General features: G+C 68.2%; 30 protein-coding genes and 2 pseudogenes. 16 read left to right on the top strand and 16 right to left on the bottom strand.

What is annotated here, in order from left to right; translation table 11 throughout:
- The first annotated feature begins 25 nt into the window (after positions 1–25).
- The 4 genes from D466_RS0105720 (at position 26) to D466_RS20715 (ending at position 2,468) form a co-directional block, all read left to right on the top strand.
- Positions 26–826, top strand: coding sequence for a MotA/TolQ/ExbB proton channel family protein (locus tag D466_RS0105720; protein WP_018912754.1), 801 nt, complete (start codon positions 26–28; stop codon positions 824–826).
- A 6-nt stretch (positions 827–832) separates the two neighbouring features.
- Entirely contained in the window at positions 833–1,258 is a 426-nt protein-coding gene (locus tag D466_RS0105715; protein ID WP_018912753.1) for a biopolymer transporter ExbD, read from the top strand.
- A complete protein-coding gene (locus D466_RS20720) occupies positions 1,255–1,689 on the top strand; it encodes a biopolymer transporter ExbD (protein WP_081629836.1) in 435 nt (144 codons plus the stop codon). The genes D466_RS0105715 and D466_RS20720 overlap by 4 nt, the downstream gene beginning before the upstream one ends.
- Positions 1,690–2,180: 491 nt before the next feature.
- The gene (locus D466_RS20715; RefSeq protein WP_018912751.1) at positions 2,181–2,468 is read left to right on the top strand and encodes an energy transducer TonB; all 288 of its coding nucleotides are present in this window, start codon (positions 2,181–2,183) and stop codon (positions 2,466–2,468) included.
- A 54-nt stretch (positions 2,469–2,522) separates the two neighbouring features.
- Here the strand turns inward: D466_RS20715 and D466_RS0105700 are convergent, their stop codons facing one another.
- From D466_RS0105700 to hyfB, 6 genes are read right to left on the bottom strand one after another with little or no spacing between them, the layout of a single operon-like run.
- On the bottom strand, positions 2,523–3,080 hold the full coding sequence (locus tag D466_RS0105700; RefSeq protein WP_018912750.1) for an NADH-quinone oxidoreductase subunit B family protein: 558 nt from the start codon (positions 3,078–3,080) through the stop codon (positions 2,523–2,525).
- A gap of 11 nt (positions 3,081–3,091) precedes the next feature.
- Positions 3,092–4,600, bottom strand: coding sequence for an NADH-quinone oxidoreductase subunit C (locus D466_RS0105695; protein WP_231385667.1), 1,509 nt, complete (start codon positions 4,598–4,600; stop codon positions 3,092–3,094).
- A 21-nt stretch (positions 4,601–4,621) separates the two neighbouring features.
- On the bottom strand, positions 4,622–6,085 hold the full coding sequence (locus D466_RS0105690; protein WP_018912748.1) for a hydrogenase 4 subunit F: 1,464 nt from the start codon (positions 6,083–6,085) through the stop codon (positions 4,622–4,624).
- Position 6,086: 1 nt separating this feature from the next.
- Positions 6,087–6,773, bottom strand: a complete 687-nt coding sequence (locus D466_RS0105685; protein WP_018912747.1) for a hypothetical protein — start codon at positions 6,771–6,773, stop codon at positions 6,087–6,089.
- Positions 6,774–6,775: 2 nt separating this feature from the next.
- Complete coding sequence (locus D466_RS0105680; protein WP_018912746.1) at positions 6,776–7,726, bottom strand: respiratory chain complex I subunit 1 family protein; 951 nt, start codon at positions 7,724–7,726, stop codon at positions 6,776–6,778.
- A complete protein-coding gene (gene hyfB, locus D466_RS0105675) occupies positions 7,723–9,723 on the bottom strand; it encodes a hydrogenase 4 subunit B (protein WP_018912745.1) in 2,001 nt (666 codons plus the stop codon). The genes D466_RS0105680 and hyfB overlap by 4 nt, the downstream gene beginning before the upstream one ends.
- 65 nt (positions 9,724–9,788) lie before the next feature.
- Between hyfB and D466_RS24675 the strand changes: the two genes are divergently transcribed.
- Positions 9,789–9,980 (top strand): CopG family transcriptional regulator, encoded by a 192-nt coding sequence (locus D466_RS24675; RefSeq protein WP_231385670.1) that lies wholly within the window; start codon positions 9,789–9,791, stop codon positions 9,978–9,980.
- Between the two features lie 303 nt (positions 9,981–10,283).
- Here D466_RS24675 and D466_RS24670 read toward each other — a convergent pair.
- Together D466_RS24670 and D466_RS0105665 are read right to left on the bottom strand one after the other, a co-directional pair.
- Positions 10,284–10,628 (bottom strand): annotated as a pseudogene (locus D466_RS24670) (hypothetical protein); the annotation flags it as partial.
- A 171-nt stretch (positions 10,629–10,799) separates the two neighbouring features.
- Positions 10,800–11,402 carry a phosphatase PAP2 family protein gene (locus D466_RS0105665; protein ID WP_018912744.1) on the bottom strand — a complete coding sequence of 201 codons (603 nt, stop codon included), beginning with the start codon at positions 11,400–11,402 and terminating at the stop codon, positions 10,800–10,802.
- Positions 11,403–11,618: 216 nt separating this feature from the next.
- Here D466_RS0105665 and D466_RS0105660 point away from each other — a divergent pair, with 216 nt between their 5' ends.
- Genes D466_RS0105660 through D466_RS20710 form a run of 4 tightly spaced genes read left to right on the top strand, consistent with a single transcriptional unit; the run spans position 11,619 to position 14,745 of the window.
- Positions 11,619–11,933: a PepSY domain-containing protein gene (locus D466_RS0105660; protein ID WP_018912743.1), complete on the top strand. Its 315-nt coding sequence runs from the start codon at positions 11,619–11,621 to the stop codon at positions 11,931–11,933.
- Between the two features lie 60 nt (positions 11,934–11,993).
- On the top strand, positions 11,994–12,755 hold the full coding sequence (locus tag D466_RS0105655; protein WP_026284935.1) for a membrane protein: 762 nt from the start codon (positions 11,994–11,996) through the stop codon (positions 12,753–12,755).
- 17 nt (positions 12,756–12,772) lie between these two features.
- Positions 12,773–13,435, top strand: coding sequence for a response regulator transcription factor (locus D466_RS0105650; protein WP_018912741.1), 663 nt, complete (start codon positions 12,773–12,775; stop codon positions 13,433–13,435).
- Positions 13,432–14,745 carry a HAMP domain-containing sensor histidine kinase gene (locus tag D466_RS20710; RefSeq protein WP_018912740.1) on the top strand — a complete coding sequence of 438 codons (1,314 nt, stop codon included), beginning with the start codon at positions 13,432–13,434 and terminating at the stop codon, positions 14,743–14,745. Before D466_RS0105650 ends, D466_RS20710 begins: the two co-directional genes overlap by 4 nt.
- Here the strand turns inward: D466_RS20710 and D466_RS20705 are convergent.
- Positions 14,742–15,350: a hypothetical protein gene (locus D466_RS20705; protein ID WP_018912739.1), complete on the bottom strand. Its 609-nt coding sequence runs from the start codon at positions 15,348–15,350 to the stop codon at positions 14,742–14,744. The genes D466_RS20710 and D466_RS20705 overlap by 4 nt on opposite strands.
- Positions 15,351–15,530: 180 nt before the next feature.
- Between D466_RS20705 and D466_RS0105635 the strand changes: the two genes are divergently transcribed.
- Both D466_RS0105635 and D466_RS0105630 read left to right on the top strand, forming a co-directional pair.
- Positions 15,531–15,884, top strand: a complete 354-nt coding sequence (locus D466_RS0105635; protein ID WP_018912738.1) for a type II toxin-antitoxin system RelE/ParE family toxin — start codon at positions 15,531–15,533, stop codon at positions 15,882–15,884.
- Positions 15,881–16,159, top strand: a complete 279-nt coding sequence (locus D466_RS0105630) for an XRE family transcriptional regulator (protein ID WP_018912737.1) — start codon at positions 15,881–15,883, stop codon at positions 16,157–16,159. The genes D466_RS0105635 and D466_RS0105630 overlap by 4 nt, the downstream gene beginning before the upstream one ends.
- A 235-nt stretch (positions 16,160–16,394) precedes the next feature.
- Here D466_RS0105630 and D466_RS0105625 read toward each other — a convergent pair whose 3' ends face one another.
- On the bottom strand, positions 16,395–17,267 hold the full coding sequence (locus tag D466_RS0105625; protein WP_026284934.1) for an NmrA family NAD(P)-binding protein: 873 nt from the start codon (positions 17,265–17,267) through the stop codon (positions 16,395–16,397).
- Between the two features lie 43 nt (positions 17,268–17,310).
- A complete protein-coding gene (locus D466_RS0105620; RefSeq protein WP_026284933.1) occupies positions 17,311–17,706 on the bottom strand; it encodes a DoxX family protein in 396 nt (131 codons plus the stop codon).
- Between the two features lie 118 nt (positions 17,707–17,824).
- Between D466_RS0105620 and D466_RS0105615 the strand changes: the two genes are divergently transcribed.
- Positions 17,825–18,730 carry a LysR family transcriptional regulator gene (locus D466_RS0105615; protein WP_018912734.1) on the top strand — a complete coding sequence of 302 codons (906 nt, stop codon included), beginning with the start codon at positions 17,825–17,827 and terminating at the stop codon, positions 18,728–18,730.
- Positions 18,731–18,810: 80 nt separating this feature from the next.
- On the opposite strand, the gene D466_RS0105610 is transcribed toward D466_RS0105615, so the two are convergent.
- Positions 18,811–19,416 (bottom strand): TetR/AcrR family transcriptional regulator, encoded by a 606-nt coding sequence (locus D466_RS0105610; protein WP_026284932.1) that lies wholly within the window; start codon positions 19,414–19,416, stop codon positions 18,811–18,813.
- Between the two features lie 107 nt (positions 19,417–19,523).
- Between D466_RS0105610 and D466_RS0105605 the strand changes: the two genes are divergently transcribed.
- The 3 genes from D466_RS0105605 (at position 19,524) to D466_RS0105595 (ending at position 21,329) form a co-directional block, all read left to right on the top strand.
- Positions 19,524–20,192: a peroxiredoxin-like family protein gene (locus D466_RS0105605; protein ID WP_018912732.1), complete on the top strand. Its 669-nt coding sequence runs from the start codon at positions 19,524–19,526 to the stop codon at positions 20,190–20,192.
- A 241-nt stretch (positions 20,193–20,433) separates the two neighbouring features.
- Positions 20,434–20,631, top strand: coding sequence for a hypothetical protein (locus tag D466_RS20700; RefSeq protein ID WP_018912731.1), 198 nt, complete (start codon positions 20,434–20,436; stop codon positions 20,629–20,631).
- Positions 20,632–20,750: 119 nt separating this feature from the next.
- Positions 20,751–21,329 carry a thioredoxin fold domain-containing protein gene (locus D466_RS0105595; protein WP_026284930.1) on the top strand — a complete coding sequence of 193 codons (579 nt, stop codon included), beginning with the start codon at positions 20,751–20,753 and terminating at the stop codon, positions 21,327–21,329.
- A gap of 59 nt (positions 21,330–21,388) precedes the next feature.
- Here the strand turns inward: D466_RS0105595 and D466_RS0105590 are convergent, their stop codons facing one another.
- Complete coding sequence (locus D466_RS0105590) at positions 21,389–21,691, bottom strand: type II toxin-antitoxin system RelE/ParE family toxin (RefSeq protein WP_255325919.1); 303 nt, start codon at positions 21,689–21,691, stop codon at positions 21,389–21,391.
- Positions 21,688–22,134, bottom strand: coding sequence for a hypothetical protein (locus tag D466_RS0105585; RefSeq protein WP_018912728.1), 447 nt, complete (start codon positions 22,132–22,134; stop codon positions 21,688–21,690). Before D466_RS0105585 ends, D466_RS0105590 begins: the two co-directional genes overlap by 4 nt.
- Before the next feature lie 516 nt (positions 22,135–22,650).
- Between D466_RS0105585 and D466_RS0105580 the strand changes: the two genes are divergently transcribed.
- On the top strand, positions 22,651–23,097 hold the full coding sequence (locus D466_RS0105580; RefSeq protein ID WP_196803434.1) for a PGDYG domain-containing protein: 447 nt from the start codon (positions 22,651–22,653) through the stop codon (positions 23,095–23,097).
- A 15-nt stretch (positions 23,098–23,112) separates the two neighbouring features.
- On the opposite strand, the gene D466_RS23835 is transcribed toward D466_RS0105580, so the two are convergent.
- Together D466_RS23835 and D466_RS0105570 are read right to left on the bottom strand one after the other, a co-directional pair.
- Positions 23,113–23,262, bottom strand: a complete 150-nt coding sequence (locus tag D466_RS23835) for a hypothetical protein (protein ID WP_018912726.1) — start codon at positions 23,260–23,262, stop codon at positions 23,113–23,115.
- Positions 23,263–23,476: 214 nt separating this feature from the next.
- A pseudogene (locus tag D466_RS0105570) lies at positions 23,477–23,750 on the bottom strand (ATP-binding protein); the annotation flags it as partial.

Below are 23,750 nucleotides of genomic sequence, written 5' to 3'. Positions count from 1 at the left end.
ACGCCATCCACGCAGGAGACCCAGCATGAGCCCCCCCGATCTCCCCGTATCCCGCATCCACGCCTGGGCGCGCGGCCTGGCGCGCGCCGCCGTGCTCGGCACGGCGCTGCCCCGCGGCGCGCTGGCCGCCGTCTCCCTGGCCACCCTCTCCCAGGCCGCTCCCCAAGGCGCCTCGAACCCCTACGGCCTGTGGTCGATGTGGGAGCACGGCGACGGCGTGGCGCGCGCCGTGCTCGTGCTGCTGGTGCTGATGAGCATGGCCAGCTGGTACGTGATGGTCTGCAAGCTGCTCGAGCAATCGTGGACCTGGCGCCAGGGACGCCAGGCCGCGGCTGGCTTCTGGCAGGCCGCGGACGTGGCCGCCGCCACGGCCGCACTGGCGCCGTCGAGCCCGTTTCGCCGCATCGCCGAGGCCGCGCTGCAGGCCAGCAGTCGCCACCAGGGGCTGCACGCGCGCGTGGAGCTGGCCGACTGGATGGACCTGTGCCTGCTCCGCGCCACCGACCAGGTGCAGCGCCGGCTGTCCAGCGGCCTGAGCCTGCTGGCCACCGTGGGATCGACCGCGCCCTTCGTCGGCCTGTTCGGCACCGTCTGGGGCATCTATCACGCCCTCACCGCCATCGGCATCAGCGGCCAGGCCAGCATCGACCGCGTGGCCGGCCCGGTCGGCGAGGCCCTCATCATGACCGCGCTGGGGCTGGCGGCCGCGGTGCCTGCGGTGCTGGGCTACAACGCCTTGCTGCGCCGCAACGCCGTACTGCTCGGCGAGGTGCGCGACTTCTCCAGCGAACTGCAGGCGGTGATGCTGTCGTCGCCGCCCGCCTGAGCCACGATGGCCCTGCACCTGCCCGACCCCGCGGACGCGCAGCAGGCGCTGTCCGGCATCGACACCACGCCGCTGGTCGACGTGATGCTGGTGCTGCTGATCATTTTCCTGATCACCGTTCCGGTGATCCGCCATCCCACCCGCGTGGACCTGCCGCGCCAGCAGGCGTCGCCCCGGCCCGCAGCCGCCGACGTGGTCATCACCATCACCCGCGACGGCCGCATGGCCTGGAACGGCACAGCGCTGGCCGGCGGCGCCCAGATGCGCCTGCGCCTGCGCGCGCTGGCCGCGCGCAAGCCGCAGGCTCGCGTGCAGATCAGCGCGGACCGCGCGGCAAGCTACGCCCCCGTCGGCCGGGTGGTCGACGCGTGCCGGCAAGCCGGCATCACCAGCCTGGGCTTTCTCACCCGGACCCGGACCGCGACGCCATGAAGTCAAGGCTCCGACGCATGCGCCGCGAGGCTCGCCAGGACGACGTGGCGAGCCCGCAGATCAACACCACGCCGCTGATCGACGTGATGCTGGTGCTGCTGATCATGCTCATCGTCACCATCCCGATCCGACTCGGCTCGGTCGTACTGCGCATGCCGCACGATGCGCCGGCCGCGCCGAGGTCTTCGCGGATCGTCGACCTGAGCATCGGACCGGGCCAGCTCCTGCGCTGGAACGGCGTTCCCGTGAGCTCCGATCGGAGCCTGCGCGGGCTGCTGCACGCCGCGGCGGCCGAGGATCCTCCGGCGCAGCTCGACCTGCATCCGGATCCGCGCGCGAGCTACGACACCTTCGCTCGCGTACTGGTCACGGCCCGGCGCGAGGGTGTGACTCGCATGGGCATCGTCCAGGCGGCCCATGGAGAGCGCTGATGCACCCCGCTGCGCCCGCGGCCCGCGAAGCGCCGTACCTCGCCGATGCGCTGCCGCGGCGCGCGCTGGCCTTGGTGTGCGTGCTTGTGCTGCACCTGGGCTTGCTGTGTGCACTGGGGCGCGGACTGTGCATGCCGGAGCGGACGCCACGGTTGCCGCCGGAGATGGTTCTGTCCATCCTGACGGCGCCGGCGCCGCCGCCCGAGCCGGCCCCACGCCTGGTGCCGCAGCGCGTCGAACAGTCCGCCCGGCCCGCGCCGGTGCCGGCGGCCCGGCGGCCGCCCGCGCCACCGCGTCACCCTCGCCGGGCTGACGCGCTCCGGCATTCGACACCTGCCGCGCCGCCGCCACCTGCGCCGCGAGCCCGACCCCGCGCGTTGCCCGTGGCGGCCTCCGCTGCGGCGGTCTCGGCGCCGCTGCCCCGGGCGGATCGCGCAAGCGCGCCTGGGCCGGCCCGGGCACCGGCACCGACAACCCCAACGCCGCCATCCATGGCCCGGGGCGCCGAAATGCCCGCCTCCGCGCCCCCCAGCGTGGGCCTGCTCTGCCCGCAGCAAAGGCGCCCGCGCATTCCGGACCTGGCGATCGAACAAGGCATGGGCGGCACCGTGCTGGCGCGTGCCGTGGTGCAGCACGGCCATGTGCGAAGCGTGACCATCGTCTCCGGCCCCTCGGTGTTCCGTGCCGCCGTCAGGCGCGCCATGCTGGACTACCGCTGCAGCGATCAGGGCACGCGGGCCGTCACGGTGACCCAGGAGTTTCGCTTCGACATCCAGTGAGTCCCCCGCCGGCGGATGGGTGCGGACCGCGCGGGGGATCCGGCTCGGGCGGGATTAGCTGGGCTGGCCGCCCTGATGCGCGGAGTCGAGGACGGGCAGGTCTCGTCGCACCGCCCGAAGCAGGCCCCAGAGCAAATCGGAAGGTGTGGGCGGACAGCCGCGCACGGTGACGTCCACGGGCAGAATGCGCGCCACGGGCCCGACGATGGCGTAGCCCGAGGCGAACACTCCGCAGTTCGCCGCACAGTCGCCGGCGGCCACGACGAGTCGCGGTTCGGGCATCGCCTCGTAGGTCCTGCGCAATGCGAGTTCCATGTTGGCCGATACGGCCCCGGTCACCAGCAGCACATCGGCGTGCCGGGGACTCGCGACGAATTGAATGCCCAGGCCCTCGAGGTTGTAGTAGGGGTTGGACAGCGCATTGATTTCCAGTTCACAGCCGTTGCACGATCCGGCGTCGACCAGGCGCACCGTCAGCGCGCGCCCGAGCACGCGCAGCATTTCGATGCGGATACGCGACTCCGCGTCCGCTTCGACGACACCCTCGCGGGCTTCGACGGGCGCCTCGCTGATGCGGCCCACACGCGCAATCTGACGCAGCGTCTTCCACATATCCAGCTCCCTCAGCCGTCGTGCCCGGAGTACGACAGGTTGAACGATTTGTTGATCAAGGGAAAATCGGGAACGATGTCGCCGATGACGGCCCACTCGACAGCCGGCCAGTTCTGCCAGGAGGGGTCGTGCGCGTGGCAGCGCGCGATGCGCCCCTGCGCGTCGACGCGCAACGCGATCAGGATCGGACCGCGCCACCCCTCCACCAACCCCAACGCGAGTCCGGGCGCGATGTCCTCGGGAAGTTCGGCGCGTACGGCGCCCGCAGGCATGCCCAGGCACAGCTCGCGGCAAAGCCTGAGCGACTCCTGCGCCTCGCTCAGCCTGAGCGTCAGGCGTGCGGCGACGTCGCCGGCCTGCTCCACCGCAATGCGGGGGGACAGCTCGCCGTAGGGCGCGAAGGCCGGGTTGCCGCGCAGGTCCAGCGACTGCCCGCTGGCGCGCCCGGCAAGCCCCAGCATGCCCAGCCGTCGGGCCAGCTCGGGCACGACGCGGCCGGTGCTCTGCAGCCGGTCCTGAAGGCCTTCGTGCGCGTCGAGAATCTCGCGCAGGCGCGCGAGCTCCCCGGTCAACACCTCGGTCTGCCGTCGCACCAGCGCGAGCGCGGCCGGCTCGGGATCGACGCTCACGCCCCCGGGCTGCACCGCGTCGAAGGGGTAGCGTGCGCCGAACACCTGAGCGTTGAGTCGCAGCAGGTCCTCCTTCAGGCGCGAGAACTGGGCCAGGCCGAAGCCGAAGCCGGCGTCGTTGACGATGGCCCCGATGTCGCCAAGGTGGTTGGCCAGGCGCTCGCGCTCGAGCAGCAGCGCGCGCAGGTGCAGCGCGCGCGGCGGAGGCGTCGCGTCCGCGAGCGCCTCCAGCGCCATGCAGTAGGCCCAGGCGTTGGCGACGGCACTGTCCCCGCTCAGCCGCGCCGCGAGCCGGACGCCCTCGGCGGGCGCGAGCTGCTCGAAACGCCGCGCCACTCCCTTGTGCGTGAAGCCCAGGCGCGCTTCCAGTCGAAGAATCTTCTCCCCGACCACCGAGAACCGGAACTGGCCCGGCTCGATCACTCCGGCATGCACGGGGCCGACCGCGACCTCGTGCACGCCCTCACCGTCGACGGGAACAAAGGCATAGCTCTGCGGCTGTGGCGGCCCCAACGGCACCGCCACGTCACTGTCACGGCGCAGGGGATACTCCTGCTCTCCCCAACGCGCATGGCGCAGCCATGGCCGCGTGTCCATGCCCTGCGCCTCCAATCCCAACAAGTCGCGCACGGCTCGCTGCAGCCGTTCGGCGACAGGGAAGAAGTCGTGCAGGCCGGGGTAATGCAGAGCGCCCTGCGGCAGATCATGCTGAACCAGTGTCAGCGCCGCGCCGGCCGCATCCAGCCAACAGGCATACACGCTGAAGCGGCCTCGATGGGCGCGCGCATCCTCGCCCCACAGGCTCAACAGCCGCGCACCGCGCTCGTGCAGTGCGCGCGCCAGCGCATCCCATTGCAGCGCGTCGACCTCGTGAACGTCGAGCGCGAACACGGAGCACACGGCATTCATCGCTCAGCCCCCGATCATGAGCGCCGCACCGTGCCACCAGCCGGCGAGGAACGAAGGCACCCACAAGCCGAGCATCAGCACCAGAGCCAGGTGTACATACACCGGCAACATGTCCGGCTGGTGCGGCAGCCGGCGCAGCGTCGTGTCGCCGAAAACCATGCCCTGCACCCGCAGGAAAATGGCGCCGAAGGCGATCCCCAGCGCCGCGAGCAGCACCGGCGTGGCCCAGGGCTGCACCTGCATCGCGGTAGTGAGAATGAGGAACTCGCTGGCGAAGATGCTGAAAGGCGGCAGGCCGACGATGGCCAGGGAGCCGAGCATCAGTCCCCAGCCCATCAGCGGGGTTCGCTGGTACAGGCCGTGGATCGCATCCATGCGTTGCGTGCCGGCCTTCTGCGAGGCATGTCCGCTGGTGAAGAAGATCGCACTCTTGGTCAGCGCATGGCCCGTCATATGCAACAGGCCGGCGAAATTCGCCACCGGGCCGCCCATGCCGAAGGCGAAGGTGATCAGGCCCATGTGTTCGATCGACGAATACGCGAACATGCGCTTGACGTCCTTCTGGCGCCACAGCAGCAGCGCGCCCATCAGCGCGGAAAGCAGCCCGAATCCCATGAGCATGCGACCCGGCCACGCTGCATGCAGACTGCCCTCCACCAGCACCTTGCTGCGGATCACCGCATACAGCGCGACATTGAGCAGCAGCCCGGACAATACCGCCGACACCGGCGTGGGCCCTTCGGCATGCGCGTCGGGAAGCCAGCTGTGCAAGGGCACCAGTCCGACCTTGGTGCCGTAGCCCACCAGCAGGAACACGAAGGCGATGCCCAGGATGCTGGGCTCGAGCTGGCCCTTGACCGCGTCCAGATGGGTCCAGAGCAAGGCGCGCATGCCCTCGACGCCGGGCACGCGCTGGGCGGCGAAATACAGCAACACGGTACCGAACAGTGCCAGAGCGATGCCCACGCCGCACAGGATGAAGTATTTCCACGCGGCCTCCAGGCTGGCCTTCGTTCGGTACAACGACACCAGCAACACGGTGGTCAGCGTCGCGGCCTCCATGGCCACCCAGAGCACCCCCATGTTGTTGGTCGTCAGCGCCAGCAGCATGGTGGCCATGAACAGCTGGTACATGCTGTGATACAGACGCAACCGGGACGCGTTGACCCTGCCGTGCTCCAGCTCGATGCGCATGTAGGGCCGCGAGAACGCGGCGGTCGTCATGCCCACGAAGGCCGTCAGGGTCACCAGAAAGGCGTTGAAGGGATCCACGAAAAACGCTTCGGCAAAGGCCGTGGCCGGTCCGGCGGCGACGACGATCAGGGTCAGCGCGAGCGCTGCCAGGAAGGTCGCGACGCCGACGCCCAGGTTGAGATGCGGCGCCCAGGGCCGGTGGCCCCACAGAGCCAGCAGCGCCCCTCCCAGCACGGGCAGTGCGATGACGGCGAACAGAATGGCGGGAAACACCTCACTCGTCCTTCATGGTTTCCAGGTGCTGCAGGTCCAGGCTGTCGAACTGCTCGCGGATCTGGAAGAAGAAGACCCCCAGGATGAACACCCCGACGAGCACATCCAGCGCGATGCCGAGCTCGACCACCATCGGCATGCCCTGAGTGGCGGTGACTGCGGCGAACAGCAGGCCGTTTTCCATCGCCAGGAAACCCACCACCTGGGCAATGGCCTTGCGCCGCACGATCATCATCAGGAAGGCGAGCAGCACGAGCGCGACCGCGATGCCCAGCGTGCTACGCGTGGCGGCACCCGCGAACCCGGAGATCGGCTGGGCCAGCACGAAGGCGAAGATCACCAGCACGATGCCGATGATCTGCAGCGTCGGGATGTTGACCAGGGTTTCGGCGTCCCACTCGGCGTGCAGGCGGCGGATCATGCCCTGCAGCACGTAGGGCAACACCAGGACCTTGAGCAGCAGCGTGAGCGCGGCCGATGCATAGAGCTCGCCATGGCCCGTGGAATAGGCCACGAGCGCGGCACTGGCGGCCAGCAGCGCCCCCTGTGCGGCGAACAGGTTGACCAGGTTCATCACCCGCCGCTGTGCGAGCATCGCGAAGGCCAGCAGCAGCAGCAATGCCGCGAACAGGTCGATGAGCTGCACGGTCAGCGGCAGCGCGGCGGCCACGGAGATGCTCGCATGCATGTTCAGGTCCCCAGCATCAGCCGCACCAGCAGCGCGAGCACCGAGAGCAGAAACGCGGTGGCCAGGAACTCCGGCGCGCGAAAGATGCGCAGCTTGGCGCTCAGGGTCTCGATCAGCGCGATACCCGCGCCCGCGGCCGCCAGCTTGAGCAGCAGGGGCGGCAGCGCCGGCAGCAGCCACAGCACGCCATCGGCGCGCCCGGCCATGCCCCAGGGCAGGAAAAGCGCGAAACCGATACACGCGTAGGTGAACAGCTTCAGACTGCTGGCCCATTCCACCAGCGCCAGGTGGCGCGCCGAATACTCCAGCACCATGGCCTCGTGGATCATCGTCAGCTCGAGGTGGGTGGTGGGATTGTCGATCGGAATGCGACCGTTCTCGGCCAGCAGCACCATCACGAAGGCCACGCCGGCGAAGGCCAGGCTGGCGTGGATCGCCAGCGCGCCGGACTGCAGGGCCGCGCTGATCTCGGGCAACAGGGTGCTTCCCGAAATCAGCGATGAGGTGAACAGCACCATGAGCAAGGCCGGCTCGGCGAGGAAGCCCACCATCATCTCCCGTCGCGACCCCATCGTGCCGAAGGCGGTGCCGATGTCCATCCCCGCCAGAGCGATGCACACCCGCGCCAACGCGAACAGGCCGACCAGGGCGATGGCGTCCGCCACCGCGGCAAAGGGCAAGTCGGTGGACAAGGAGGGCACGATGGCCGCCGCGGTCGCCATCGTGCCGAACAGCAGATAGGGCAGCGCGCGGAACAACGGCGACGCATCGCGCGCCACCACGGCGTCCTTGTGCATGAGCTTGGCAATCCGCGCATAGGGCAGCCAGATGGGCGGGGCGCTGCGGTTGGACAGCCAGGCACGGCACTGCGCCACCCATCCGGACAGAAGCGGCGCGAGCGCAACCGCCACCAGGACGGCGAAGATCTGGGTGAATAGTGCGGACGGGGTCACCGCATCACCATCATCAGCAAGGCCAACAGGGTGGCGAAGCTGTACAGCAGGTACACAGCGATGCGCCCCTGTTGCAGCAGGCCTGCCCACTGGGCCAGGCGCTGCACGCCGGCGGCCAGCGGCAGGTACACCGCGCGCCAGAAGCGGTCGGCCACCTCCACGCGGTAGCGCGGCAGAGCGTCGTCCGGGCGGGGAAGTTCGGTGTGGGCCTCGAAAAAGGGCGCAAAAAGGCGGCGGATCGGCTGACCGAATCCCTCGGCCGTGTCCTGCATGCGCGGGGTCAGCCCGGGAGAGCCGCAGTCCCAGGGGTCGGCCCGGCGAATCCGTCCGGGGTACACCCGGCGCGCGAACAGGGCGGCCAGCATCACCATGCCGACCGCTGCGAGCAGCACGGCCACCGGCGCGTAGGCCGCCCGTTGCTCCGAAAGCGGGGCGAGATGGAACCAGCCTCGCATGGGCAGCGAGGCCCCCGCCAGCGGCGCGACGACGGGCTCGAGGGCCTGCAGCACCAGGCCCGGAGCCAGCCCGATCAGCACCGCCCCCGCGGCCAGCCAGCCCAGGCCGAGACGCTCCAGACGGCCCGCATCGTGCGCATGCGCCAAGGCCGGCTCACGGTGCTGCCCCAGAAAGATCACGCCGTAGAACTTGACCATGACGTAGGCCGCCAGCGCCGCGGTCAGCGCCAGCAACGCCGCGCCCAGGGGGACGAGCATGTTGACGAAGGGCAGCGGGATGTCGGGCGTGAACAGGAAGGCTTGCAGCAGCATCCACTCGGCGACGAAGCCGCCCAGCGGCGGCAGTCCGGCGATGGCCAGCGCCCCCACCAAGGCCGTCCATCCGACCCAGGGCATGCGGCGCAGCAGCCCACCCAGGTGCCCCAGGCTGCGCTGGCGCGTCGTATGCAGCACCGAACCGGTGGCCAGGAACAGCAGGCTCTTCACCAGCGCATGGTTGAGCAGGTGCAGCAGCAGCGCGGCCAGCGCCAGCGCCGCCAGCACGGGCATGCCGACACCATGGAACACCAGCGCCAGACCCAGCGCCGCGAAGGCAATGCCGATGTTCTCGATCGAGGAATAGGCGAGCAGCCGCTTCATGTCGGTCTGCACCGCGGCGAAGAGCACGCCGTACAGGCCTCCGAACAGGCCCAGCGCGAGCAAGGGCAGGCCCCACCACCACAGCGGCGCGTGCAGCAGGTCCAGGCTGACCCGCATCAAGCCATAGAGCGCGGTCTTGAGCATCACCCCGCTCATCAGGGCGGACACCGGGGAGGGAGCGGCCGGATGCGCATCGGGCAGCCACACGTGCAGCGGCACCAGGCCGGCCTTGGCGCCAAAGCCCACCACCGCGAGCCCGAAGGCGATGCTGGCCCACGCCGGCGACAGGGCGTGGGCGCGCATGGCATCGAAGCTCAGGCCGGGGCCGCCCCCGGACATCATGACCCCGAAGCACAACAGCAGCGCGATCGCGCCGAGATGGGCGAGCACCAGATAGACGAAGCCCGCGCGACGGATCTCGGCGATGCGGTGCTGGCTGACCACCAGGAAATACGAGGCCAGCGCCATGACCTCCCAGCTCACCATGAAGGTGTAGGCGTCGTCGGCCAGGAGCACCGCGGCCATGGCCGCGAGGAAGACGTGGTACTGCATGCCGAGCAGTCCCGGCGCGGTGCCCTCGCCCTCCCGGAAGTATCCCGCCGAAAACACCGACACGCCGGCGCCGGCGGCACCCAGCAAGAGCAGGAAAAAGGCGGCAAGCGCGTCCAGCCGGAAATGCATCGGCAGGCCGGGAAGCCCGATCGGCAGGAGCAGTTCACTCGCCGGGGCGAACAAGGCCGTCAGGCCGATGGCGGCCATGGCCAGGCAGCCGGCCGCACCGATCGGAAACAGCCCGTGGGCGACGAAACGCGTGGCGCGCGGCGCTGCCAGCCCGGCCGCACCCAAGCCCATCCAGAGCAGGATCACGCACAGCGCCGCGGGCAACAGGGCGAGGTGATCCATGGAGGCTTGCATGAATGCTTGATTCGCATAAGATGTGCGTAGATGGTAATCCCGTTTGCATCCAGATGGAACAGCGCACATCCCGCCTCACCGTTCTGATCGATCCGCAGAAGAAGGCGGTGTTCGAGCATTTCTGCGCCCTGGAGGACCAGACGCCGTCCCAGGTGGTGCGTCAGTTGATCCGGGAGTACATCGAGCACCGACTCGGCCGCCCCTGGCAGCCGGGCGAGACCCTGGAAGACATCCTGCAGCGCTGACCGCCAGTGCCGCGGCGCTCGGTCGGCGCGGATCTGTTCGGACAGAAGAATCAACGCCACCGGCCGGACTTCCATGGGCGGATGGCTCACGTCCGGTTCACCTGCAGCGCGCGCGAGCAAAAGCACGCGAAAGCCGTCCGACGCCCATTGAGCCGTTTGAGCCAGGACGGGATGGGGCGAATCGACCGAACCGCGCTTCGCCAGCAGCACGTCGGGAGCGCCAAGCAGCCAGGTGCCGAGCCCTTCGAGCACGCCGCCGCTCCATTTGCGTGCCGAGGACAACGCGGCTCTGCGCACCACCGCCAGCGCCAGGCTGGTCAGCAGCACCAGCCCCTGCGGCACCATGGCGACCAGCCCGGCCGCCCCGTACGACAGCGCCGCGCCGGCGGGCAGTCCGAGCGCGAACCGGGTGACGAACAGCAAGGTGGCGGTGGGCAACAGCGCCCAGCCCACGACGCGCAGGATGCGGTCGATTCCCGCGCGCAACTCGGAATGGGCGAGGTTGAAACGCCTCGCCTGCCGCTGCAGGCCCTGGATCCATGCCGCCTCGCCCACCGCGGTGGCACGACAACGGGCCCGCCCGCCGACGATCTGCCGCAGCCTTCGGCTGAGCGGCGAACGCACGCGGTTGACCTGCCCGCGTGCCATCCGCTCGGCGACTTGCGCGTCGCTCAACCCGCCATGGATGATGGCTTCATCTGCTTAGGCCGACATCATGGGCTCGCGCCTGGAGTGGAGCACCGCTCGATCGAGCGTTGATGGCGCGAGATCATGCCCTCCCTTGGCATTGTGCCTCGGGCCCTTGCGGCAACGCCTTGATCAGGCGCGAAGAATTCCCCTGCGGATGGGACGCGCGAACAGCCATCGGTAGCTTGCCTCCGCCCGGGCGGTCAGGCCCGCCCCGACGTGGCGCCACAGCGGCACCAGGACCGCGCTGCAGGCCGCGGCCACAAGCAACGACCCCGCCATGTCCAGCGGGAAGTGCAGCCCGACGTAGACCCGCGCCCAGCCGACGAGCAGTCCGACGACGAGGGTCGCCGCGCCGACGCGTTGGAGCCCGCCGAAGAGCAGCCCCAGCCCGATGGAGGTGAAAAGCGTCAGATGGTCGCTGGGAAACGATGCGTCAGGCACGTGGGACGTCCAGGTGTGGCCCAGCCCGATCACGAAGGGGCGAGGCTGGTACCAGGCGAGCCCGATGAGCTGATTGGCTCCGAGGGCGACCATGGCGATGGCAAAGGCCAGGAGTGCGGCGCCGCGACGCGACGGACCACCTGCAAGCCACAGTGCGATCAGCAGCACCGGTACGCCGTAGACGATGTCATTGGCGACGAAGACCGCCAGGTCGATCCACCAGCGTGGCGTGGTCGCGCCGGCATTGACCAGCAGGAACAGGGTGTGATTGAGGTTCTGGATCGCGTGCATCGTCAAGTACGGTAGGCGACGCACGGAGTGTCCCAGCCCATTCTTAGCGCAGACATAGCAGGCCCGGCCGTACCCGCGGGACCGTCGCGCATGGCGACCGCGCTCCCCGCGCTAAATGTGGGCTAAATCTGCCCCAGCACACTCCTGCTCATGCGCTGCATCGGCGCTGCCCCCGGCCAACGGGTCGTCGGGCCCATCATCCTCAGGAGTGTTTCCATGAAGTTGCAAAAGACCCTGCTCATCGCCGGCGCCGCGGGCGCAGCCCTGATGGCCGCCACCGCGGCGCATGCCTACGACGGCCAGAAGTACGCGAAGGACGCAGCCATCACCATGGAGCAGGCTTCCCAGATCGCCCTCAAGGCCGTTCCCGGCGCGACCATCACCGATCGCGAGCTCGAACGTGAAAAGGGCGGTAGCGGACTGCGCTATTCCTTCGACCTCAAGACGCCCCAGGGCGAGCGGGAACTCGGCGTCGACGCCAGGACGGGCAAGGTGCTCGAGGACAGCGTCGATGGGCCCAACAAGGACTGACCCCGAAGCGGCCCCGGCGAAGGCCGGGGCCCTCCCCCTGCCTCGATCACTCGTCGCTCCATGAACACACCAAACGTTGAATCCGTCCTTGCCAAGGTCCCCGAAGCCACTTTGGCCTTCTGGCTGGTCAAGATCGCCGCCACGACCCTCGGCGAGACCGCCGGGGACGCGGTCTCCATGTCCCTGCACCTGGGCTACCTGGCGGCCACGGGAGTTTTCGCGGCCCTGTTCGCCGCACTGGTCTTCGCGCAAATGCGCGCCATGCGCTTCCACCCCGTTCTGTACTGGTCGACCATCATCGCCACGACCACGGTGGGCACGACCCTGGCCGATTTCGCCGACCGCTCGCTGGGCATCGGCTACGCTGGCGGCACCAGCCTGCTGCTGCTCCTGCTCGGCGCTTCGCTGCTGCTGTGGCGGCGCTCCACCGGAAGCGTCGCGGTGGGCAGTGTGCAATCGGGCAAGGCTGAAATGTTCTACTGGGTAACCATCATGTTCTCGCAGACCCTCGGTACCGCCCTGGGCGACTGGAGCGCCGACACGGCGGGACTGGGCTACCAGGGCGCTGCCCTGGTGTTCGGCTCCGCGCTGGCCGTGGTGGCATGGCTGTACTGGCGCACCGCCGCATCGCGCACCGCGCTGTTCTGGGCCGCCTTCATCCTGACGCGCCCGCTGGGCGCCGTGCTGGGGGACTTCCTCGACAAGCCGATCGCCGCCGGCGGGCTCGAGCTCAGCCGGTTCGCGGCTTCGGCGGTTCTGCTCGGGGGCATGGTGATCGCGCTTCGCCTGCTGCCGCAGCGCGCCGCGGCAGCCGCGCACTGAGCCGCAGGGCAAGCCCGATGCGCGCGCTGCTGATCGAGGACGATCCGATGATCGCCGCGGCGATCGAAGTCGCGCTGCGCGACGCCGCCTACGCGGTCGACCTCGTGCGCGATGGCGAGACCGCCGACCATGTGCTGCGCGACGGCCAGCATCAGATCGTGCTGCTCGACATCGGATTGCCCGGGCGCGACGGCCTCAGTGTGCTGCAGCGCCTGCGCGAGCGCGGCGAGCGCGTGCCGGTGATGTTGATCACGGCCCGCGACGCGGCGGCCGACCGGGTGCGCGGGCTCGACCTCGGCGCCGACGATTACGTGGTCAAGCCCTTCGACATGGACGAACTGCTGGCGCGCATGCGCGCGGTCGTGCGCCGCCAGTCCGGCCAGGCCGCGGCAGAACTGGGCAACGGCGACGTGCGGCTCGATCCCGCCACCCGCGAGGCCCGGCGCGGCGACCTGCGCGTGGTGTTGACCGCGCGGGAATTCGCGCTGCTGCACGCGCTGCTGCTGCGCCCGGGAACCATCCTCACCCGCGCCCAGCTCGAGGACCGGCTGTACGGCTGGAACGAGGAGGTCGAGAGCAGCGCGATCGACTTTCTGATCCACGGCGTGCGCAGGAAGCTCGGGGCCGACGTGATCAAGAACGTGCGCGGGGCGGGTTGGATGGTGGACAAGGCGCGATGACCAGTTCCTTCCAGCGTCGACTGGTGCTGCACCTGGGCGTCGCCGTCGTCGGCCTCGGCCTGCTGGCTGCGGCGGCCCAGTTCGTGCTCGCCTGGCGCGAGCTGCGCGAGTCGCAGGACGACATGCTGCGACAGGTCGCCACGCTCGCGCTGCTGCACCCCGGGCATGAGATGTCCACCCCGGGGCGCGGGGGCATCGACGACCACGATTCGCTCATCCATGTGGCGATGCTGCCCATCGATCCGCCCCCGGCATGGCTGGGCCCGGTCATGACTTCCGGGCTGCGCACGCTCGACACCCGCGCGGGCCGCATGCGGGTGTTCGTCCAGCGGCAGGGGCCCTACACCGCGGTGGTCGCGCAGGCCACCGATGCGCGCGACGAACTGGCCTGGAACGGGGCGCTGCGCGCGCTGCTGCCGTCGTTGCTGCTGGCGCCCTTGCTGATCTGGCTGATCGGCCGCGGCGTGCGCCGGGAATTCGAGCCCGTCGTGCAAGCCGCAAGGCGCCTGGAGGCGCTCGAGACCTTGCAGGAGCCCTCTGTGGAGTTGCGGGGCATGCCGGCCGAGATTCAGCCCTTTGTCGATGCCATCGAAGGACTGCTCGGACGCACGCGCGAGCTGATGCGCCAGCAGCAGCGCTTCGTGGCCGACGCCGCCCATGAACTGCGTTCGCCCTTGACGGCGCTGGCGCTGCAGGCTCGCAACCTGCGTCATGCGAAGTCCCTCGACGAGGCCCGGCTGCGCCTGGTTCCCCTCGAGCAGGGCATCGAGCGCGCGCGCAGGCTCAGCGAGCAGTTGCTCGACCTGGCCCGCATCGAAAGCGGCGATGCGCCAAGCGAAAGCGTCGATCTCGCGGCCCTGGGGCGCGAGTTGCTGGCGATGCATTTCCCGATCGCCGAACAACGCGGAATCGATCTGGGCATGGAGGCCGGCCACGTGCCGTCGGTGCGCAGCTCCGCGCGGCTGCTGCGCACCATCCTGGGCAATGCGATCGACAATGCCCTGAAGTACACCCCTGCCGGGGGCGAGGTCACGCTGCGCATCGCGGCGCTCGGCGATGGTGCGCGCTGCGAAATCATCGACAGCGGCCCCGGGTTGGAGCCGAGCGAGCGTGAAGAGGCCTTCAAGCCCTTCCACCGCATGGCGGGCCAGGAGGTCGAGGGTACCGGCCTCGGACTGGCCATTGCCCGCGAGGCGGCTTGGCGCATCGGCGCGCGGATCTCGCTGCATGAGCGAGACGACCAGCGCAAAGGACTGGCCGTGCGCGTCGATCTGCCCGGCGGGCACGCAATCGGCGCGGACGAACCCTAGAACGGGATCCGGCTCGGCACGAAGGCTGCCCAGAACAGCAGGCGTCGGTCGAACCGTGTCGCGCGGCCCAGCACCCAGAGCGCGACGAGCATGGCCGCGTACAGCGCGCTGCTCGCCGCCAGCCCCAGGCCCCAGCGGTCACCCAGCAGATCCCCGAGCACCGAGCCGAGGCCATTGCCGGCCAGCGCGGCTGCCCAGAACCAGACTTCGTCACGCCGGCTGCCGATGAACCCCGGCGCGGGTAGACCACGGCACATGGCCCACGACAGCAAGATGGCAACGAGCCCCCCGAGCAGCACGAGCGCGGTGGTCGCCGTACCCCAGCCAACGGCCCGGGCCATGGCATCCGAGACCTCCGCGCCGACTGTCGAACTGGCCAGCATCAAGGCCCAGAAAAGCCATGCCCGCGGTCGCGTCGATCGAAGCTGCGCGACCAGCAAGGCCAGCATGGCCAGCACACTGGCGGCCAGTGCCAGTCGATAGCCCAGGTGCAGGGCGATGGACAGGAGGTCGCCCGACAGGTCGCCCAGTGTGGTGACGAGAACCTTGAGCAGCCAGAACGACATGCCGATCGCGGGGATCTTGCCCAGACTCGTTGTACGCATCGCAGGTTCTGTGAAGTGGTCGCTCGACTCGATCCGCCGAACCTACCAACGCTCCCTTAGCGGTGCATTAGGGATGCGGTGGCCGGCGCCCGCAGCCGGACCTTCGCGCCCACGGCGGCGACGCCCTGAACGCTCCTGCATGGACGCACTTTTTATGGTACGTTCAGCGCATGGTAAGGCATGAGCAAAGAAACCCCAAAGAAGACACCGCTGGTCTTCTATCAAGGCGACAGCGGCAAGGAACCCGTTCGCGAGTGGCTCAAGGGGCTCGACCCGCCCGACAGGCTGGCCGTCGGGCAGGACTTGATGCGCGCGCAGTGGCGCTGGCCGATCGGCATGCCGCTGTGTCGCCCGATGGGGCAGGGGCTTTGGGAAGTACGAACCGTGTTGCCGAGCAACCGGATTGCACGAGTGTTCCTGTACCTCGATGACGGTATGCTCGTCGCCCTGCACGCCTTCATCAAGAAGACGCAGAAGACGCCGGACGACGAGTTGGCATTGGCGCGCAAGCGCCAGAAGGAGTTGAAGTCATGAGCAAGAGGCATCACGGATCGAGCCTCGATGATTTCCTGAAGGACGAAGGTGTCTTCGAGGAAACCCAGGCCCTCGCGGTCAAAGAAGTGGTGGTCTGGCAGCTAACCGAGGCCATGCAGAAGCGCTCGCTGACCAAGACGCAGTTGGCGACGATGCTCAAGACCAGCCGCTCGCAAGTCGATCGACTGCTTGACCCCACGCGCGATGTCACCCTATCCACGCTACAACGCGCCGCGGCCCTTGTCGGCCGCAAAGTGCAGATTGAGCTTGTGTAAGTCGAGGCGCAGAAGTTCCAAGGAAGCACTGAAGAAATGACGCCCTTGAACGCTCGACGTGGGCGCGAAGATCAGGCTGCTGCTGCCCTGACCTGATCGGCCTGAGGCTGACGCTATGTGGGACCGTTGGCAACAGCAGAGCGATCGCGGCCGCAAGCCGTGGCCAATAGCCGTTCTGGGCGAGGTCCCGTCAGTCTCCTTTGGCCTCCCCGCGTGCTCGGACCGACCAGCGGGGTCACGCCGTCAAGGCCTCCTGAGCCGCAGCGAAAACATCTCGGGCTGAAGTTGTGCCCACGATGTGCTCGGTGCCCACGCCTCCGAGATCCATCCATCCCGCGTTCACCGCATCAAACATTTCCTCGGCAGGCCCAGTGAGGCCCTTCGGAATGCCGAACTGCTCGAAGGTCGCCGCCCAAGCGTCACGAGGAACTGCAAAGGCTTGCACGGGGAGATTCATGACCTCGCCCAACTGCCGCGCGACTTCGTCTGCGGCGACCATCGAGCCGACCTCGACGACACGCTGACCCGACCATGCCGAGCCCGTGAAGAGGCTCGCAACCGCCTTCCCGACGTCCCTGGTCGCGACCATGGTCGATCTGCGGCGGGTCGGCGTGTAAAAGACGGGTAGCGTTCCGCTGCTGGCGAGCTGCAAGCCATAGAGAAAGTTCTCGAAGAATCCACCTGCGCGCAAAAATGCGACGGGCGACGGAAGCTCACGAAGACCTTCCTCCAGCAGCGACAAGGCCCGGATCATGCCGATGCCGCTGCTGCGATTTGCCCCCATGGACGAAAGAGCGACGATGCGTGCGGGCGGCGTGTTGGCGAGCGCCTGGACATAGTTTGCGATGACGGCGCGCGCTTCCTGGAAATCGGGCGAGGGGGCCCAGACAGACGGCAGCATGACCAACGCGCCCTCCACGTCCTTCAGCGCTTGCTCCATGACCAGAGCGTCATTCCAGTCGCCATCCACAAGTTCCACGCCTTGGTTCGCCCAGACGGCCGCCTTCTCACGATTGCGCACGAGTGCACGCACCTTTTTGCCTTGGGCCAACAGATGCTGTGCCGTTGCGCCACCAACCTTGCCTGTGATGCCCATAACTAAAAACATGGTCTTCTCCTGACTTTGAGGGGCAGAGCCGCGCCCCAGGGGTTCAACGAATGAACGGAAGAATGGTTCGGATACGGAGCACCCGCGCGTAGAGACCGCCCCAGGTCATGACACCCAGGAACAGCGAGATCACTTCCGGCGGTGACCCCCACTCGCCGATGCGTACGTGAGCGCAGACGGCCCCTCCCAAATAGCCAGTCACCAGGATCGCGCCGAGGGCGGCGCTTGGAGGAAAGGCGTAAAGAAAGGCGCTGACCAGGGCGATCGGCCCCAGGACACGCGTCAGCTGCATTGCGAACCCCGTTTCCCTCAGCAGTCCTGCGATCTGTGCCGGGGCGAACAGCTGAACAGCACCGTCTGCCACGAGGACAGCGACGACGATCGCGCTCGCGATCCTTCCCGCCCACAGGGCGGGTCGAGACGTCATGGCTTCAGACACTTTTCAATCTCCGATGAGAGCTTCCAGTGCGTAAAGCCTACTGTTGCCTACCGGCGAGATAAAGGCTGCTAAAGTGAACTAACTGTTCTCTTTATTCAAAACAATGTGAGGGGCATGGATGCGCAACCTCGATCCCATCCTCATCTTCATCACGGTGGCGGAAATGGGCAGCTTCACCCTCGCGGCGAGTCGCCTTGGCATCCAGAAGGGAAGAGCATCGACCGCCGTGCGGAAGCTGGAAGAAGACGTCGGTGTCAGACTGCTGCACCGAACCACCCGAACCGTGCAACTGACGGATGACGGACGCGCCTTTCAAGCGCGGGCGCGCTCGTTGCTGGCCGAGGTGGATGACCTGCACTCGATGTTCGCGGGCGGGCAGGTTCCGCTTCGTGGCCGTTTACGCGTGGATCTGCCCACCGAAATCGCCCGCTCGACGATCGTGCCGGCCTTGCCGGAATTCCTGGCGATGCACCCTGAGCTCGAGCTGGAGATGTCGAGTACGGATCGACAAGTCGACCTGGTCCAGGAGGGGTTCGACTGCGTATTGCGACTGGGCACCATCCGGGACGAGACGCTGATTGCGCGTCCACTGGGTCTGTTGCGCATGGCCAATGCAGCGGCCCCGAGCTACCTGGCACGCCATGGGACCCCTCGGTCACTGGAAGACCTTCAGATCCAGGGGCATCGGATCATCCACTTTTCCACGATGCTGGGCGCAAAGCCGCTTGGATGGGAATACCCAGACGGGGAAAGCTTCGCGACGCTCCAGTTGCCCGGCCCATTGCATGTCAACAGCGCGCAGACCTACGAGGCCGCGGCCCTTGCCGGGCTTGGCCTGATTCAGGCGCCTGTCCTGGGGATTGGCCAGTACCTGGCGAGCGGGTCACTGGTGGAGGTCTTGCCCGATCATCGTCGGCGTGCGCTTGCGGTGTCCCTGGTCGTAGCGCATCGGAGCAACCTGTCGCGTCGCGTCCGAGCGTTCATGAAGTGGATTGAAGATGTCTTGAAGCCGCACTTGCAGTAGCGATTCGGCTCCGTCATGACCCTGGACTTTGAGTTCGAGACGCGCGTCTGCACTCGCTCAGGATGGCCCCCTTGCCCGAGTCAGGTGCGATACATGGCGATGAGCGCGAGCGCGCCGTCCAGCGCTGCGCGGAGCGGCCGGGCATCGCGGCGCGCGTGCGCGAGAACGAGCCCGCCCTGAAGACTTGCCAGGGTCGACGTGGCCAACCATTCCGGATCCGCGTCGCCGCGGAGTTCGCCAGACCTCACCATGACGGCGAGGCCGGTTCGAATGTGCGCCTCCCATCGATCAAAACCCTCGGCAAGAAGAGCGCGAATGCCGTCGTCACGCTCAGCCATCTGGCCGAGGAGATTGGCAATGGGGCAACCTTTCAGCCCACCGGCGCTCTCCTGAAAAGAAACGATCGCGTCGGCCCAGGACACCAGACCGCCCCACGTATCGAGAGCGGCGAACAAATCGGCTTGGGCGCCGAGCACGGCGTCGTTGGTCGCCTCTGCCACCGCCAGCAACAGGTCGGTCTTGTCGTCGAAGTAGTGATAGAGCTGGCTGCGTGACGCCCTGGCTCGCTCCCCGACATCGTCCAAGCTGGCCGCCAGCGCACCCTTCTCGGCCACGACTTGTGTCGCAGCGTCCACGATGCGCCGACGGGTCTGACGTCCTCGTTCGGTGGTCGGTAGTGATCCCATCCGCACATTGTCGCCGAACTGGACTTGACAGTCCACTCTTTGGCTGATTCAATGAACTGGACCACACAGTCCATTCAAGCCCTGCCTTCCGCCCCTGGAGTTCCTCGATGCCCCCCACGATCCGCGAGCAATCCGATCAATTCAAAGCCGCTGCCGGCAAGCGACTCCCGCCCGAGGTCCTCGAGATATTCGATCGAAGTGTCATGGGCTTCCGGGCCGAGGGCGTCCCGGCCGAGGCCGTCAAGGCTGGCGACCGGATTGCATCATTCACGCTGGATGACGCCTCCGGCAAGCAGGTCAGTCTTGATCGACTGGTCGACGCCGGGCCCGTGGTGATCGTGTTCTATCGCGGCGGTTGGTGCCCCTACTGCAACCTGGCGCTGCGTACCTACCAGCAGGAACTGCTACCGCTACTCGATGCCTTCGGCACCCAGCTGGTCGCCATCAGCCCCCAGAGCCCTGGCCAGTCCCTCTCGACCGCTGAAAAGGCGAACTTGGACTTCACGGTGCTTTCGGACCCGGGTAGCCGGGTCGCTCGGGCAATCGGAATCGCCTTCGAGCAGTCTGACGAGGTTCTTGGCGCCCAGCGCCAGCTCGGCCTTGATCTCGCCAAGGTCAACGCCGAAGGGTCTACCTATTTGCCCCGCCCCACCGTGCTGATCGTCGACCGTAGCCGGACGGTACGCTTTGTCGACGTCCAATCCGACTACACCGCCCGCACCGAGGTCGCCGACATCCTCGCGGCCCTCACCGCCCTCGTCTCCGTCAGTCCATAGGTGACATCTGGCGCTTGCGTCGGACCGTGCTGGCCATGGTCCCGTCGCTGCTGCGCTGCACGCCCGCATTGCCACGGGCCGCCTCCCCGATCGCGTCTCGGCTACCCGCTGCCGGGCACCCTGGCGACACCGCCGCCGCATCGCCGTACGGCTTGTCAGGAATGGCCGTCGCTGCCGACCAAGGGGCATGGATGGCGCTTGCGCGCGTCCATCGAGACATTACGATCCAGAGGAGACTTTCATGAATACCCTTGGCAACCCGGCGACGGCCTTGAAGCAGGGAATCGCGGTCGCGGCCGTCGTGATTCTTTCCATCCCGGGCGTGCTGACCGCGCTTTCGCCCATCGCGATGAGCCTGGCCTCGGCGGGCGCGCCCGGGGCGGCCCTCTCCCATGTGGCAGGCGCTGCTCGTTCCTGGAACGGCCCCCGCGCTGGCTGAGTCCCGGCCAGGAAGGTGTCGGCCAATCCTTGCTCACCCGGCGGCAAGAAGGGCGCCAACCCCTGCGCGCCGCCGAAAGAGTCCCGCTTCGATCGCCCCCAGGCCTTGGAGAACCCACCATGATCCGACGGACCCTAGCCGCGGCGCTCGTCGCGGCCTGCGCGGCCTGGACCTCGGCGCATGCCGCGCCGAGCCCTGAACAACTGGCCGCTGCCATGCTGGGACAGATGGCCCGGACCACCGCCATCAGCCTGGGCGCTGGCCCACGCGTGGTCGACGTGTTCTTCGACCCCAACTGCCCCTACTGTCACGAGTTGTACGAGGACCTGCAGCCCTCGGTGGGCAGGCAGGGCCTGCGATTGCGCTGGATCCCGGTGGCCGTGCTCGCGCCCAGCAGCGAGGGCAAGGCGGCGGCCATGCTGCAGGCCGCCGACCCCCGCAAGGCCCTGGCGCGCAACGAGGACGACTATGGCCAGAACCCGCGTGCCGGCTCCGGAGGCGGCCTCGTGCCGGCGGCGCGCGTGCGCCCCGCCACGCACGAGGAACTGGCGCGCAACCTGAAGGTCCTGCAGGCCGCCGGCGCCTATTTCGCGTTCCCGATGATGGTCTGGCGCGGCCAGGCCGGCCACGCGCAGATGTTCCTCGGCACGCCGCACGACGCGGCGCAGCTCAAGGCGCTGCTGGCGACCGTGCGCTGAAACACGGGCCCTGCGCTTGGGCCTCCATTCAGCGAGGAGTGCAGGACTGCCAGGCGAAATCAGTGGGACGGGCCTGGCGGCCATTGCTGCGCAGCGTGAAGCACTCGCAGCACAACGATCACCAAGTCATCTTCCTCGCCCTCGACGCGATAGACCAGGACATAGTTCGGTCGAACGACAGCCTCGCGGGTGCCTCGTACGCGGCCGGCGCGGTAGAGAGTTGGATGCAGCCGAGCCTGCTCAGCCTTCGCCTCGATCTCATCGTCGATCTCGCAGGCCGCGATCGGGTTGTCCTGGGCGATGTGCTCGAGGATGGCTTCCCGATCTTCCAGCGCCATGGGACGCCACGCGACTCGCGTCACTTCGCCGACTGCCGCAGCGCTGCCTTGCGGTCGGCGAAGCTGGCGCGCACCTGCTCGTCGCCCACGCTCGGACGCGGGTCGTCGATGCTGGCCTGCACCTGCGCGCGGAACCAGGCATCGTGCCCCGCAGCCTCGTGCGCGCGGCGCATCTGCGCGGCCGCATCCGGGCGCCGTGGTCGATGCGCCGCCGCCGCGCTGTAGTTGCTGGCATCGATGCTGTCGATGCGGACGATCCCGAGTTCATCGCGCAGATACTGGATGCAGGTGTCCAGGCTGGACCAAGTGCGGGGCTTGTCCGTGCGCTGGGTGCCCAGCGGGGTTTCCTGCATGCCGATCTTGAGCAGCACGCACCAGCCTCCTGGCTGCCCCACCAGGCTGGCGCCCCGCAGGCCGCCGGCCTGCATCAGACGGCGCGCGTTGGGAGTGTCAATCGTCTTGTGCATGGGCGGCTTCCGTGAGGCCTGCGTCGTATAACAGGTCGAATGCTTGCACACAACAGATAAAACTGCAACGCGGTGGCACTCTCCCTGGCGACCGTGCGCTGACACACGGGCCCTGCGCTTGAGGCTCCATTCAGCGAGGAGAGCAGACTGCCAGGCGAAATCAACGGGACGGGCCTGGCGGCCATTGCTGCGCGTCGCAGGCGAACGGCTCAGACCCGCTCACGTGCGGTTGACCGCTGCGTGTGGCAAAGCCGTCGCCACAGGAAGCCATGCCTATGGACCGTTGAGCCGATATCCGGTCAGTCACCTGATCTGGCGGAGGGCCGCGCTGACGGCCTGGGCTCTTCACGCGCCCAGGGCTGACTCCCGCCGACCATCTGCGCGCATACGGGCACTTCGTGTCTCCATCCGGCCCATCGTGGCGACGCAGTAGCAGGGCCGGAGAAGGCCGCATCGTCGGCTGTTACGCTTGGCCTCGGGCATCGAGTCGTGCAGCGATGCGTGGCGAAGAACCTCATGGTTGAACGGAAGATGGTGGAACTGAACGACGTCGATCTGCGCGCCGACCCGGATGCAGCGAGGTACATCAAGACGGAAGTCGTGGGTGTGCAATTCGCACTGCAGGACGGCGAGTTGCTCAGCCTGGAGGGACCGAACCGATACCGCGCAGGCGATGCCCTGGTCAGCGCTCAGGGCGGAAACCGCTGGAGCGTCGCGCGTGAGCGTTTCGAGCACAAGTACCAGCCCGTGCCCCCGACCGCGATGGGGCAGGACGGGGCCTATCAGGCGCGCCCGATTCCGGTGCTGGCCAAGCGCATCGAGCACGCCTTCAGCATCGCCCGCTGCGCCGGCGGCGATCGCCTGCAGGGAAAGCCTGGCGATTGGCTGCTGCAGTACGCTCCCGGCGATTTCGGTCTTGCCGCACAGTCGCGCTTCGCCCAGGTCTATCGCAAAGCGGACTGAGGGCGCAGCATGGCGTCAGCGCCGGGCGACGATCACCGTCTCGGCGCCCCGGGCGAAGGCATGCACCGGCGCCGGCCTTCCCGCTAGCTCGAAGACAGCTACGATCTCGCTGGTCCGCAGGACGTGACTGCCCTGTGCGCGCTCGCTGAGGTTCTGGAAGGCCATGCCGCGGCCGCTGCTTCGTGCATTGCCGCCGCCGGACCAGATGGCGCCCAGCGTCTGCCAGGCCGAGGTCCAGTCAGTCGCCTTGATTCGCTCTGAGGGTTGCCCTGCCCAGGCTATGACCGATGAGAAGGAGAGAGCCGGCTATCGCCGAGTGGATGAGCAGACGGGCACACAAGGCGTCGCTGCCCATCTACCCCTTTTTGCCGCGCGCAGCCCAGGCGCGCAGCAGCGTGGCCTGCTCCGGGGAGCTGGCCAGGGCGTAGTGGGCGAACTCGGTGTCGGCCTCGACGTAGCGCACGTCGAAGCCCTGCAGCGTGGCCTGGTAGGCCACGGCCTTGGCCACATGGCTCTTGCCGGTGCCGGGCTTGCCGATGATCAGCGCGTTGGCGCCGTCGCCGAGGAACTTGAGGGTGTGCAGCTCGAAGCAGGCCGCGCGCGGCAGCTTGGGGTTGAAGCGCCAGTCGAAGTCGGCAAGCGTCGGGCGCTCG

The sequence above is a fragment of the Thiomonas sp. FB-6 genome, assembly GCF_000377645.1.
GTDB lineage: Bacteria > Pseudomonadota > Gammaproteobacteria > Burkholderiales > Burkholderiaceae_C > Thiomonas_A.
This window is presented reverse-complemented; position numbering and strand designations above follow the sequence as displayed.